Below are 13,956 nucleotides of genomic sequence, written 5' to 3'. Positions count from 1 at the left end.
GCTATATCAACCGCGGTGCTAATTTCTAAAAACTATCGTCATTGCTGCGTTCTGCGGCATCTCTATCAGCAATATCCATGGTATCTGGATAATCATTATCATCAAGATTGTCTTGAACCAAAACTTCATCCACACGCGACTCATCAAGGTTTTGACGATGCATAGGTGTTAATCCTTGCGTAGCAGCACTACCAACTTCTGAATTATCAAACCCTGCACTATTATCAATCACATCATCATTGTCGATAGTGTGCAGCATCGGATTGTCTAAATCGACCAACTGATTGTCTTGGTTATCGGTGCTGTCATTATTGTCGCGGCGATTGCCATCGATATGATCCATCTCTTCTGGTAGTGGATTCTTTGTGTTTTCCATAAGTCATTCCTTGTTGTAATTATTAGCAGTAAAGTCATTGTAAGGGCTTATAAAAGAGCTGCTTATAGCGACATTGATAATCTGTCCATAAGTTTGTACGGTTATTGGAATTTTCACTAGTAGTAAGGTGTGACAGGATGTTCAAAAAATGTAAGGCGATTGCCAAAATGCAAAACGGCTACTCATATTGAGCAGCCGTGAGTTTTCATAAAATTGCTTAAAAGATCTTTGTTACTACGTCATTAGGGCGTGTTGAACATTCGACCATGGCACTGACAGCGACTATTTTTTAGGCGATTCGATGTTAAAAATAATAAGTTTAGTCATTCTAAGCGCTTATTTTTAACGATGAAGCGGCAAAAAAGAGTCCTGTCCCCTGCTTTTTATCGTTGGGGCTGATGCTAAAATTGCCCCATACTGCGTTACAAATCTCGCTAAGGCATCTGCATTATCGTCGCTTTATGCCTTGTCTGGAACAATTTTAGCGCTCAGCAGTGCCTATTTGCGAATGTTCAACACGCCCTAATAGTATCGTGACTATAATTTTAATTATCAGCGTGTTTGAGCTCATAGTTTAATTTCTGCACAAGACATGATTCATAATCAGCCAGTTTGAATCGCCATAGATACGTCAAGGCAATACCATAGATGACAGTCTCAGCCAACTCTTCGACAACTTCACCAAATGTATGCGGGAACATAATGGCGTTCTCGCCCATATATTGAATGATTGCCAGCGCGGTAACGATGAGGTAGAGCGAGACCGGCACGTTCTTTAACAATGCCCAAAGGTAGTGCCTCGAATAAGCTAATAAGCCAAGCGCGACGAGATAGATAACGGTCAGTACACTGTCTTCCCACCAATCATAAGAGTGATTTAAAAACGAGAAATCGCTCGGAACCAACAAATCTGGTAGATAGTTTAGCTCGCGACGAATGACGGTAAAAAATACAAGTACGGCTGCCAACCAAAAGGCCTGAATGTGTTTGATATGACTTTGTATCATGTACTGTGTGCAACGCAGCAAACAGACAAATAGCAAGATCATACCAGGGATTTCAATAATGCCATCTGAACTCAAAATAACTGGCTCCTGCGTATCAAAAAAATGTGTCAAAAACAAAAAAGTGAGCCCGTAGGCTCACTCTAAACCGAAAAACATCTAACGAAATATGCATAATTTACTATGACGCTATTATAACCCAATATGGTAATAATAACGTCATAGAATATAACCAAGTAGTCATAAGTGGTTGTTTATATAGATGATACAGTGGGTTTCAAAACCCATCATATCTTTAAGCTCACTAGCGTTCTAAGTTGACCAAATCAATGATTAATGCGCTTCATCCCAGTTCTGACCGCTATCAGTCTCAACCAGTAGCGGTACGGCAAAGTCAACATGCCAACCTTTATCTACCGCTGTTGTCCTCAAGACATCTTGCATGGCATCGGTAATCAATTGGCTAACTGCGTCTACCTTATCAGCATCCACTTCAAACACCAGCTCATCATGGACTTGCAGTAGCATTTTGGCCTGATCTTTTGGCAATACGTTATCCACCGCAATCATGGCAAGCTTAATCAAATCAGCGGCAGAGCCCTGTAACGGCGCGTTAATTGCCGCACGCTCAGCGCCTTGCTTGACCATACGGTTACTATGATTGATATCAGGGGTATAGAGTTTACGGCCTAGTATCGTCTCAACATAGCCTTGCTCGTACGCGCTGGCACGAGTATTGATCATATAGTTTTTGACACCCGGATAGCGCTCAAAGTACATATCGATATAGTCTTGCGCTTCACCGCGGCTCATTTGTAGCTGCTTAGCAAGTCCAAAGGCACTCATCCCGTATAGCAGACCAAAGTTAATGGCTTTGGCATTACGGCGTTCAGTTGGGGTAACGTCCGCAACATCCTTGCCAAGCACTTCAGCAGCAGTCGCAGCATGAATATCTAGGCCTTCGTTAAAGGCGTGCGTCAAGTTCTTATCACCTGAGAAATGCGCCATGAGACGAAGTTCGATTTGTGAATAATCCGCGGCCAAGATCACGCGACCTTCTGGGGCGATAAAGGCTTGGCGAATCAGGCGGCCAGTCGCAGTACGAATGGGAATATTTTGTAAGTTAGGATCAGTTGATGACAGACGGCCAGTACTGGTCAGTGCTTGATGGTAACTGGTATGCACGCGGTCGGTCTCAGCATCTGCAACATTATCGAGTGCATCGGTATAGGTGCTTTTTAGCTTAGACAGCCCGCGATACTCTAAGGTGATATCGACTAGCGGGTGATCGATTTTCGATAGGACGGCTTCACCAGTCGAGTATTGACCAGACTTGGTTTTTTTACCGCCCGGCACGCCCAGCTTTTCAAAAAGCATCTCGCCAAGCTGCTTCGGTGATCCTAAGTTGAACTCTTCACCAGCGACTTCATAAGCCCGTTTTTCTAGGGCGACAATCTCTTCATCAAAGCGTTTTGATAGCTCGTTTAAGAAAGAGCGTTTGATGAGAATACCGTTTGCTTCCATCTGGCAAAGTATCTCTGCTGTTGGAATCTCTAACTCATGGAGCAATTTGGCATTATTGGCATCGTTAGCCAACTCAACACTGAATACATCAAATAACTGATAAGTAATATCAGCGTCTTCACACGCGTAATCGCTAGCAATATCGATAGCCACTTGGTCAAAGGTGACTTGCTTCGCGCCTTTGCCTGCGACTTCCTCAAAGCTAATGGTTTGCGTTTGCAGATAATGGCGTGCCAAATCGTCCATACCGTGGCGAGTGGCAGCCGCATTGATGACGTAGCTTGCCAGCATGGTATCCATCGCCCAGTTATTTGGCTGCTCATGTATGGCACCGACTAAGTCAATATCATAGTGCGCAAGGATATGCGCATCATACTTTAGATGCTGACCGATTTTACCGATATTAGGATTTTCTAGTATCGGTTTCAGGCGCGCCAGCACGGTATCGCGGTCGAGTTGTTTCGCTGTTAGCTCATCACCTTCTAGGCGGTGGGTGAGCGGGATATAATAGGCTTCATGCGCTTGCACCGCAAAAGACAGCCCGACGATTTGCGCCTCGCGCCAATGAACACTGGTGGTTTCGGTATCAATGACGAAGTGCGGCGCTGCCTCTAAAGCTTCAATCAGACTATCAAATGCTGGCTCATCGAGCACAGTATGCCACGCTTTATCCTGATGGTTACTGCCCGTCATATTATCAGTATTGGTCGATTGCAGTGATTTGGCAACTTGCGCGTGTGACTCAGTATTGGCTTGGCTATCAGCAACGCTTTGTAAGCCATTTGCAGGATGGTTTGGGTGATCAAGTGATGCTAGCTCATTTCTAAATTCAAGCTCGGTATATAGGGTGCGAAGCTCCTCTATATGCGCACAAGGATCGGTGTTGATTTTGAGATCATTCCAATCTTGGCCGATTTCTAGATTGGTAATGATGGTGGCAAGCTTTCTGTTAAAAGGAATGTCATCGGCATGTTCAATCAGACCTTTTGCGCCACGACCTTTGATAAAGCCAATATGCTTGAGCATGTTGTCAATGTCACCATACTCAACCAACAAGTCTTTGGCAGTTTTCTTACCGATACCTGGCACGCCTTTGATCCCATCAGAGCTGTCGCCCATGAGCGTTAAGAAATCAATCATTTGATTTGGATTGATGCCAAACTTATCAATGACAGCTTGGGTATCGGTGATTTTGCCGGTGAAGCTATCTTCTAATATCACGCCGTCATTAACCAACTGCATCATGTCTTTATCACCCGTTGAGATGACCACATGGTGACCTTGCTCGACGGCACGATAGGCAAGTGTACCGATGATATCATCGGCCTCTGCACCCTCAATACGTAATAGCGGAATACCCAAGGCGCTGACCAAACGATGAATATAAGGAATTTGCTCTACCAACTCTACATCGATAGGCGGACGAGCTGCTTTATAGTCAGACGACATATGATGGCGAAAAGTCGGTGACTTGGTATCGAAGCAGACGGCCATATGAGTAGGGTGATAACGACGCATCAGTTTTAGCAGCGCATTCAAGGTACCGCGTATCGCATTGGTGATTAGACCCTGCGAGTTTTGCATGGTCTTTGGGAGGGCATGATAGGTGCGAAACAGATAATACGAGCCGTCGACTAAGATAAAGGGCGGCTGATCTTTGTCTACGTGACTGGTATCCATCAGTGCCACATTTGGCATATCGTCAAAATTCGGTAAGGTTTTAGGATCGAGTGCTTGATGGGAGTTGTGGTCACTGTCGGTTGTATGGTCGTTTATAGGATCAGTCATAGAGGTCACTTATCAGCTGTTAGATAAAAATATGCCCTTATTATAACGATAAAAACAGTGCGTGCCGAACTGCTTAACCGTTACGAGATGTTCTGGCGGTTTTATTTTTTCACCAAAATTTCAAACAAAAAAAGAACCCAGACCAGCTGAGTTCTTCTATAATTAACGTATTTTTAATTAACTACTTTCTCAATTAATCATTGATAATGAGTCTCATAATGCGTTACTTTACTTCTGAGGTGACTTCAACATCGATGTTGCCGCGTGTGGCTTTAGAATATGGGCACACTTGGTGCGCTTTCTCGACCAACTGTTGAAACTCGTCAGCTGACAATTCTGTATTTTCACCAATGACATGAATTTTAGCAGCCAGTTTATAGTCATGGCCTTCGCCTTGAAGCAAATCTACTTCAATTGAAGTGGTTGAATCAAACTTTGCTTTTTCCATTTGCTTAACAGCTGCAAGGGCGCCATCAAAGCAGGCACTGTATCCCATGGCAAATAGTTGTTCTGGGTTATTGCCCTCTTTCCCAGAGCCTGGTGGTACCATGTTTATAATCAGGTCATTGTCACTTAAGCTTGCTGAACCTGCACGGCCGCCAGTAACAGTCGCTTTGGTTGAATATAAAGTTTTCATAACACATCCTTTGTTTTGGTTTTTAGATTTTCGTGGTAAAGCCAAATAACCAACCTAGGATAACAAATCATTAAAACAGCTCAGTAAGTCGGTAGTAAATCTTTACGACAAGTTTGTAAATATGACTTTTGGAGCTCTCTACAGTAGCAATACCTGCTGGTGCTAATAAACAGAATGACCGAAGCCAGCCATTTGGTGGGTCATACTAATATCATCAAATTGGGTGATAAAAAATCTAAATCATAAGGACATTGTTCGATGAATAGAGTGGTTGCGATATCTGGTGTTTTCTTCTGGACAATGCTTGCTTTGATAGGCTGCGAAGTAGATGACGGCAGTTATGGTTCTGACAGCGACAATATTACGTTGACGAGTTTTGCCAATAGTTACGATAGTAAGGCCAACGATACTGCCATTGCGCGCATCGATGAGACTTATCGCACAGGCGCACGCAACATCAAAACCACCAATCTCATCAACAGTTATAGCAACCAGAGCCTCAATGATTTAGACAGAACGGTACTGGCAGATAATTTTGAAGGTCGACTTGAGAATAAAGACATCGAAGTCAATGGTCGCACGGTCAAGCGTCCTATTTACGAAAAAAACAGTAATAACAAACTAGGCTACGAAACCACCTATCAAACACTGGACTTGTCGGGCTTAACGACCCGCAGTTATAGCGCTGGCACGAGTATTGAAGAGCGCCGCGGTATTCTCACCGATTTGAGCAACTACTCAGAAATTCCATCCAATGTTGCTTTCCCTGAAGGCTCCGTTTGTTACATTCCAGTCGTGACAAGCGAGCGCTCATTTTTGGCTTTCAATGACAAAAATAAGACAGGCTATTCGTCATTGGAGAAATGGATCGAAGCTGCTAAACAACGCTTTAGTGATAACCGAGATCATAGAACCTCTCAGTTTGGTGTTGGTATAGCAAATAAGCAAAAAGCGGCGCAAGTGATGTTCTTTGAATACAAAAATCAACCTGCCTATGAATATAGTGGTGTTGAATATGGGAAGGATATTTATGAGGCAAATTATGTTGCCAAAGGTAGCACCGATCCGAATATAGATAGCCGCTTTGGCGTGGTAGATTGTACGCTTGTCAATGAGGTCGCAGGAGACTTCTTAGCGGAGCAAATCAAGCGTTATTATTGATCTCGAGCCATCGCTATCACCAAGTCAAAAAGGCTTATTCACACGCTCTATCTAATTGGTAGAGCGTGTTTTTTGTGCGTGAACTCTGCACCCTAACGCGAAATCGGCTACAATACGCTCATTATTGATTTTATTTATTTAGATTGACTTCTAAATGACACAACTGTTGAAGCTGAAAATTATGAGCGTAGATCCAAAAAAACTAACCAAAGAAGTGGCTAAGCGCCGCACCTTTGCCATTATCTCGCATCCCGATGCCGGTAAAACCACCATGACCGAAAAGCTGCTGTTATGGGGACAAGCGATTCAGGTAGTGGGCGAAGTCAAAGGCCGTAAGACTGATCGTCATGCGACCTCAGATTGGATGAGTATGGAGCAAGAGCGTGGTATCTCAATCACCACGTCTGTCATGCAGTTCCCGTACAAAGACCACATGGTCAACCTATTAGACACCCCAGGTCACGCCGACTTTAGTGAGGATACTTATCGTACTCTGACCGCCGTAGACAGCGCGCTGATGATGGTCGATGGTGCCAAAGGTGTCGAAGAGCGTACCATCAAGCTGATGGAAGTCTGTCGCATGCGCGATACGCCAATCATTTCGTTCGTCAACAAGCTCGATCGCCAGATTCGTGAGCCGCTTGAGCTACTGAGTGAAATCGAAGCGGTACTAAAGATTAAATGCGTGCCAGTCACATGGCCGATTGGTATGGGGCAGGATTTTGTTGGGGTGTATCACCTTGCAGAAAACAAAACCTACTTATATGAGAAAGGCAATGGCGGCAAGATGACCGTCTCTGAAACTCGTGAGGGTTATGATTATCCTGATATCCGCGAGCGTCTCGGGCAGTTGATGTTTGATGCCTTTGAGGAGTCACTCGAGCTGGTACAGATGGCGCTAGAAGAGTTCAGTGTTGACGCATTTTTAGCGGGCGAGATGACGCCAGTATTGTTCGGTACAGCGCTTGGCAACTTCGGTGTCAACATGGTACTCGATACCTTGGTCAAATACGCGCCGCCACCAAAAGCCCATCCAACGACTGAGCGTAAAGTATCAGCAACCGAGACCGATTTCACAGGTTTTGTTTTTAAGATCCAGGCAAATATGGATCCGCGTCACCGTGATCGCATCGCCTTCTTGCGCGTGTGCTCTGGCAAGTACGAGAAAGGCATGAAAATGAAGCACGTGCGTCTGGGTAAAGACGTCCGTATCGCTGATGCGCTGACCTTTTTGGCAGGCGACCGCGAGGCGCTAGAAGAAGCCTATCCGGGCGATATCATTGGTTTGCATAACCACGGAACGATCTCTATCGGTGATAGCTTCACTGAAGGCGAGGAGTTGAGCTTTACCGGTATTCCTCATTTTGCTCCTGAATTGTTCCGCCGCGTGGTACTAAAAGATCCGCTCAAATCTAAAGCCCTGCAAAAAGGACTACAGCAATTAAGCGAAGAGGGTGCTACGCAGGTATTTATGCCGCAGATTAACAATGACTTGGTATTGGGTGCGGTTGGGGTGCTACAGTTTGAAGTGGTCGCCCATCGTCTCAAAGAAGAATACAAAGTGCAATGTACCTTTGAGCCAGTATCGATTGCCACTGTACGCTGGATTCACTGCGATGATGACGTGGCTTTGGCAAAGTTCAAGAAAAAAGCCCATGACCAGTTATCAATCGATGGTGGTGGTTATCTGACTTATCTTGCGCCATCACGGGTCAACTTACAATTGATGCAAGATCGTTATCCAGAGATCACCTTTAGCAGCACGCGTGAGCATTAAAACGACTGTTATCAAATCAACCGTATCACTGTATTGTTCATTGATTAAGACACGCTAGCCGTGTCTTTTTTATTGTCCGTTATTTATGCGGCAAATGAGTCAAGAGAGGTTTTGAGTGATTAGCAACACTTCAAAAACACAAACAGTGTTCCTACAATACAGCGTCATTGTTACGGTAGAATGTATTACAACATTTTATATTTATAAAAGAGGATGCATGAAAGCTATGGTTCAATCTCATCTTAATAGGTTCACGCTGACGCATATTTCTTTAGGCAGAGTAGGGCGTACACGGCGAATTGGTCTCTTAGCAAGCGGTTTACTGATGGGTGCCGCTAGTCTGTCCGCAAATGCAGGTAGCCTTATCAGCTCAACAGAGTATCTCGATTATCAGTTACCAGAAAAAATTCAAATGATGTGTACTGAGCGTGATAATTGCCCAGAAATTGAGATTAAATACCTTAAGACAAATCATGGTTGGATAGATAAGACAGTCAACGCACGTATCGATAATTTGGTCGTTAATAGCAAGCCCACTGCTGAGTCAGCACCTATTAAGATGAAAAGCAGTCAGGAAGACGTCACGGCTGCGATTAATGACTTTGCGACATCGCAGTTTCAAGATATGCCTGAAGAGGTTTCGTGGGCTTATAGCTTGATGGTGACGCCTGATTACTTGGGTCACGTCAATAACTTTGAGCTGTTCGAAATCAACTCCTACGTCTTTACTGGTGGTGCACACGGCATGCCTTATAGCGAGTATCTAACGTTTGATCTGACCACCAAAAAACAAATCACTCTTGATGACATGCTGATCAAAGGCAAAAAGCCTCGTTTTGAAGCACTCGCGCATGAGGCGTATAAAGCATGGGTGAAGACCGTCGCTGATGATGTCAGTAGCTATGAGAAAAGCTGGCCGTTTATGTTGAGCGACAATGTGACCTTGACAGAGACAGGGATTAACATTCGTTATCAGCACTATTCTATCGGTCCATACGCCTACGGTATGCCGGTATTGAGCATTCCGTATAGCCAGCTTGATAAGGTCATCAAGCCTCACTTTATACCAAAATAGATCAAGCACGTGACCACTAATTATGCTCTCTATCATAGAGTGGTCAGTGAATAAAAATTGATAGTAATTTCCTCAAAATCGTTTGAAAATTAATAGAAAAAATAAGGAGTAACAAGATGACGGATAATACAGATAGTGTGAGCACGGCAGCACAAGCCAGCACATGGCAATTAAATGCATTAACAGAGGCACTGGGCGATCTGACACTGACAGTCGAGGATAGCTTGTCTGTTGGTCGCGGCGGTGACAATGATGTGGTACTCGGCAGCAAGCAAGTATCTCGCAATCATGCCATTCTAAGCATACTTGATGGTCAGTTATACGTAAAAGACTTAGACTCTTCTAACGGTACCTTTATCAATGATCGACGTATCGCGGGCAACGAATCAAACCTTCTACAGGCTGAGGATACGCTTGGATTTGCAAGCTTTAGCTTTCAGGTACAAGCGCCTGTCGCTGCTACAGCAGATGGGAGACTAGAGCCAGTCATAACGGACGATACAGTAAGTAGTGTCAGTGATAAGACTGCCCCAGCAGAAACTACTGAGAATTTGCATGATGAATATATCATCGAAGAGCATATCGTCAGCGAGCCAATCGTAAAGCAAACGAATATTGAAGAGATTTTACCCGCTGCAGAGGATGCAGAGAGTCCATCTGTCGATACTACTTCAGACACCGCAGTAGATTCAGCAAGTGCGCCTGTAGTTGACAGAGCGGAAGTGGCTGAACCAGCGCCTCAAGAGCCAGTAGTTAAAGAGACCGGTATTGAGGATGTCTTGTCGGCTGCACAAAGTGCTACGCCTGCATCGATTGAAACAGCACCAGAAGAGTCAGAGCTAGTATCTGAGACGTCTGTATCTGAAACGCCTGTATCAGCGGCGACTGAGTCAACTGTAACGGAGTCAGAAGCTGTGACGACTGCAGAGCCGTTGACCCCAACAGTATCTACTGATGATGAACCAACAGTATCGCAGCCAACAGTAAGTGAAGAACCTGTAGTAAATGAAAAACCAGTAGTAAGTGAAGAGCACGACAAAACGACAAAGACTGAATTACAAGAAGAAGCCGATCCTGAGGTTTTAAAAGCCAAGCAAGCAGCGACCTCGCAATTTTCGGGTACGGCAAATTTAGGGCAGGCTCACGATCTTGGCACCCAAGGCAATAATGCCATGGATCAAGAAATCAGTAATCCAGCTCATACAGGACAAGTAGAGAAAAAATCTAGCGGTGGTTGGTTTATATGGGTATTTGCTGCCATTTTGATTATTGGCTTGGCATTATGGCTATTTAACATGGGCGTTATGTAGTGACATCGATCCGTAGTTTGAATACGAGCGTTTATCCATAGCTATCCTGATTGATAAGCAGTCCGTTACCTCAGTTAGTTTATGGGGGTTGAGGCCTGAACTTAACTGCTGTATGAATCGTCATTCAGACAAACTGCTTTTTATAGCGCTAACATTCAAATACGGTGTTGGCGCTATATTTTATGGTTCAGTCCACTGTTTTATTTTTTGCCATTCTGCTGCTAAGAGAGCGTTACTATGATGACTTTCCAAGAATATCAAGCGTTTAAAGATCGGGGTTTTAGTCATGCACCCTTAGTCAAAAAACGTTTGATGGATGCACAGACGCCAGTGTCTGTTTTTTCCAAAGTACGTGATTTAAACGGCTCTGCATATTTGTTTGAGTCTGTGGTAGGCGGTGAGCGCTGGGCAAGATACTCGATGATCGGCTTGGGTAGTGATCTTATTTTACAGTACGCTGATGGCAATATGACTACCAAGCGGAACGATCATATCGATACAGCAGCAGTAGAGAATCCTTTTGATTATATCCGTCAGCTGATGGCGCAGTATCAGATGCCGACTGCTGAAGATGTGCCCACCATGCCAAGTTTTAGCGGCGGCCTAGTCGGTTACTTTGGTTACGATATGGTACGTATCATTGAGCCTAGTGTGGGCCTATCTGACGCACCCAATCCAATGTCGATGCCAGATATGTGGCTGATGCTTTCCATGAGTGTCATTGTTTTTGATAATTTAGAAAATACCTTATCGATCATCGTCTATGCTGACTGTCAAACCGAGGAGGGCTACAGCTTAGCTATCCGTGAGTTGGAAAAAATAGAAGAGAAGTTGGCAGAACCGTCCAATTTGTCCGCGCCAGTGATGCCCACACCAAAATTTATCTCGCAAACCGGTATGGAAAAGTACTGCAGCGACGTTAAGAAAATAAAAGACTATATCGCAGCAGGCGACGTCATGCAGGTGGTTCCAGCACAGCGGTTGACGGCAGATTACACAGGCGACTCTCTAGCCGTCTATCGTGCATTACGCTATCTAAATCCATCGCCGTATCTGTTTTTGGTGCATGGCTATACGCTTGATGATCACAAACGCTTTGATATCATTGGCGCTTCTCCTGAAATCCTGTCCCGTATCGAAAACGGCAAAGTCACCGTACGGCCACTAGCAGGGACGCGCAAGCGTGGTCAGAATGAAGCGGAGGATCTGGCACTTGAACAAGAGCTGCTCAATGATGAAAAAGAGACTGCCGAGCACTTAATGCTTATTGATTTGGGTCGCAATGATATCGGCCGTGTTTGTGAATATGGCAGTGTAAAAGTTACAGAAAAGATGTTTATTGAGCGCTACTCACAAGTCATGCACATCGCGTCCAATGTGGAGGGTATGATAAGGTCTGATAAAGACGCGCTAGATGTATTTTGTGCCACGTTTCCAGCGGGTACACTATCAGGCGCGCCCAAGATTCGCGCGATGCAAATCATTGATGAGATAGAGCCAGTACGTCGGACAGTATTTGGTGGTTCAGTGGGCTATCTAGGTTGGAATGGCAATATGGATACCGCCATTGCTATTCGTACAGCAGTGATGCGCCGCGGTGAAATCCATATCCAAGCAGGCGCAGGTGTTGTTGCTGATTCTGTGCCAGAAGCGGAGTGGGATGAAACCAATAAAAAAGCATTGGCATTGGTCAAAGCGGTAAAAATGGCCTGTAATGGACTACGCATTCGCTAGTTATATAGCCAGCTATGCAGCGCATATAATCACAATAGATCAGAAGAGCAATTACGTTGTTATTTTTCTATCAAAAAAATAACAACGTAATCAGTAGCTTGAATATTATTATTAAAATAATAAAAAAAAAGATAAAAAAGGGCTTGCGCATCTCAAAATATTTGATAGAATAGCCACCACTTTAGAGAGAACAAGCCGACTTAGCTCAGTTGGTAGAGCAACTGACTTGTAATCAGTAGGTCGCCAGTTCGATCCCGGCAGTCGGCACCATCTCTTTTAAAGTAGCTTTTTATGAATTTGTCTTAAATGAGAGTCATTTTTGTTCAAAGCACCCCTAGGTGGGATTGGGGAGCGGTCAAACCCAACAGACTGTAAATCTGTCGCGAAAGCTTCGAAGGTTCGAATCCTTCTCCCACCACCATATTTTTTTAAAAGTTTGTTATAGCGCCAAGCATACTCTATATAGTTTCTAACTCTCAACTAGAGTTATTAAGATTAGAGTAAATGCGGGTGTGGTATAATGGTAACACCTTAGCCTTCCAAGCTAATGACGCGGGTTCGATTCCCGCCACCCGCTCCATATATACACCATCGCAAAGCCTATTAATTATTCATCACGACATCAGTTATTATCGCTGTATCGTGATATTTTTTTTAGTGCAGCTCAAAGGTTTACACTATACGCTCATATAGCTCAGCGGTAGAGCACTCCCTTGGTAAGGGAGAGGTCTCGAGTTCAATTCTCGATATGAGCTCCATTTATTATGTAAATCCTCTATGCTTGTTTTGCTATTTATATATAGCTTTGCGTCGATATCGAAAATATAAAATATTGAAACATATAAAATTAGTACGACATGTAACGATTTAAAGGTAACACTAAGGTGTTGCCTTTTAGTGCTGTCAGCATATTAATAAACATTGCTTTTGATGATTCGATATCAACAGAATTAAAACTGGTAAACGAGTATGCAAACGTTTATACATTACTTTTTGCATTTTGGTTTCCCTCTCGTTATCGCAGTTGTATTTTTTAAGAAAGAGTGGAAAAAAGCATATCTGATATTGCTTGCGACTATGTTAGTTGATTTGGATCACTTAGTAGCAGACCCGATCTTTCAGGCTAATAGATGTAGTATTAATTTTCATCCGCTACATACGTATTATGCGATGCTGGTATATGTTGCTTTGCTCTTTTTTCGTAAGCCTTTTAACATCATTGGAATTGGATTGCTTTTTCATATGTTAGCGGATTTTACGGATTGTTTGATGATGTCATCTAGCTGATATAATAGCTTTGCACATCGAGCCGTTAAACGGTTATAAGCAGTAGCATATTTAAGACCTCTTTAGATAATAGAAAAATAGGTTTCGAGCAAGAGATATATGACTATTGAGGATAAGTCGGCGTATAATAACGGATACAAAAATTAGTTCGAAGTGCTGTTTGATAAGAAGCAGTGGTTCGTGCGGTTGATAGCTAGGTTTATGATGAGTTAGTTTTATTATGAGCCATTAAACAGCTTTTTATTGATCATTCACCAAAAAAAGAGGAAATACCCATGGCAAA

Annotated in this window: 10 protein-coding genes and 4 tRNA genes; 10 read left to right on the top strand and 4 right to left on the bottom strand. The window is 43.7% G+C overall.

The features are described from left to right. Positions 1–25 precede the first annotated feature (25 nt). From AS194_RS12255 to AS194_RS12240, 4 genes are all read right to left on the bottom strand, one after another. A complete protein-coding gene (locus tag AS194_RS12255; protein WP_058025766.1) occupies positions 26–376 on the bottom strand; it encodes a hypothetical protein in 351 nt (116 codons plus the stop codon). Between the two features lie 545 nt (positions 377–921). Then, positions 922–1,458: a hypothetical protein gene (locus AS194_RS12250; protein ID WP_058025803.1), complete on the bottom strand. Its 537-nt coding sequence runs from the start codon at positions 1,456–1,458 to the stop codon at positions 922–924. Positions 1,459–1,713: 255 nt separating this feature from the next. Then, positions 1,714–4,692 carry a DNA polymerase I gene (gene polA, locus AS194_RS12245; RefSeq protein WP_058025765.1) on the bottom strand — a complete coding sequence of 993 codons (2,979 nt, stop codon included), beginning with the start codon at positions 4,690–4,692 and terminating at the stop codon, positions 1,714–1,716. Between the two features lie 223 nt (positions 4,693–4,915). Further along, on the bottom strand, positions 4,916–5,329 hold the full coding sequence (locus AS194_RS12240) for an organic hydroperoxide resistance protein (protein ID WP_058025764.1): 414 nt from the start codon (positions 5,327–5,329) through the stop codon (positions 4,916–4,918). 258 nt (positions 5,330–5,587) lie between these two features. Between AS194_RS12240 and AS194_RS12235 the strand changes: the two genes are divergently transcribed. The 10 genes from AS194_RS12235 to AS194_RS13980 all read left to right on the top strand — a co-directional run bounded on the left by AS194_RS12235 (position 5,588) and on the right by AS194_RS13980 (position 13,673). Then, on the top strand, positions 5,588–6,490 hold the full coding sequence (locus AS194_RS12235; RefSeq protein ID WP_058025763.1) for a hypothetical protein: 903 nt from the start codon (positions 5,588–5,590) through the stop codon (positions 6,488–6,490). 181 nt (positions 6,491–6,671) lie between these two features. Further along, positions 6,672–8,267 carry a peptide chain release factor 3 gene (locus AS194_RS12230; RefSeq protein WP_058025802.1) on the top strand — a complete coding sequence of 532 codons (1,596 nt, stop codon included), beginning with the start codon at positions 6,672–6,674 and terminating at the stop codon, positions 8,265–8,267. A 217-nt stretch (positions 8,268–8,484) separates the two neighbouring features. Next, positions 8,485–9,342, top strand: coding sequence for a DUF3298 and DUF4163 domain-containing protein (locus AS194_RS12225; RefSeq protein ID WP_083499694.1), 858 nt, complete (start codon positions 8,485–8,487; stop codon positions 9,340–9,342). Between the two features lie 116 nt (positions 9,343–9,458). Further along, complete coding sequence (locus AS194_RS12220) at positions 9,459–10,652, top strand: FHA domain-containing protein (protein WP_058025762.1); 1,194 nt, start codon at positions 9,459–9,461, stop codon at positions 10,650–10,652. 237 nt (positions 10,653–10,889) lie between these two features. After that, positions 10,890–12,386, top strand: coding sequence for an anthranilate synthase component I (trpE, locus tag AS194_RS12215; RefSeq protein ID WP_058025761.1), 1,497 nt, complete (start codon positions 10,890–10,892; stop codon positions 12,384–12,386). Positions 12,387–12,580: 194 nt separating this feature from the next. Next, positions 12,581–12,656 (top strand) — tRNA-Thr (locus AS194_RS12210). A gap of 67 nt (positions 12,657–12,723) precedes the next feature. After that, a tRNA-Tyr gene (locus AS194_RS12205) sits at positions 12,724–12,807 on the top strand. Between the two features lie 85 nt (positions 12,808–12,892). After that, positions 12,893–12,966, top strand: a tRNA-Gly gene (locus AS194_RS12200). Positions 12,967–13,069: 103 nt separating this feature from the next. Beyond that, positions 13,070–13,144 (top strand) — tRNA-Thr (locus AS194_RS12195). Between the two features lie 211 nt (positions 13,145–13,355). Then, positions 13,356–13,673: a DUF6122 family protein gene (locus tag AS194_RS13980; protein WP_058025760.1), complete on the top strand. Its 318-nt coding sequence runs from the start codon at positions 13,356–13,358 to the stop codon at positions 13,671–13,673. Positions 13,674–13,956: the final 283 nt, after the last annotated feature.

Origin of the sequence: Psychrobacter piscatorii (assembly GCF_001444505.1) — a bacterium.
In the GTDB taxonomy this organism is placed as follows: Bacteria; Pseudomonadota; Gammaproteobacteria; order Pseudomonadales; family Moraxellaceae; genus Psychrobacter; species Psychrobacter piscatorii_B.
Note: the sequence above shows the minus strand (reverse complement) of the source record. Positions and strands in the feature narration are given on the sequence as shown.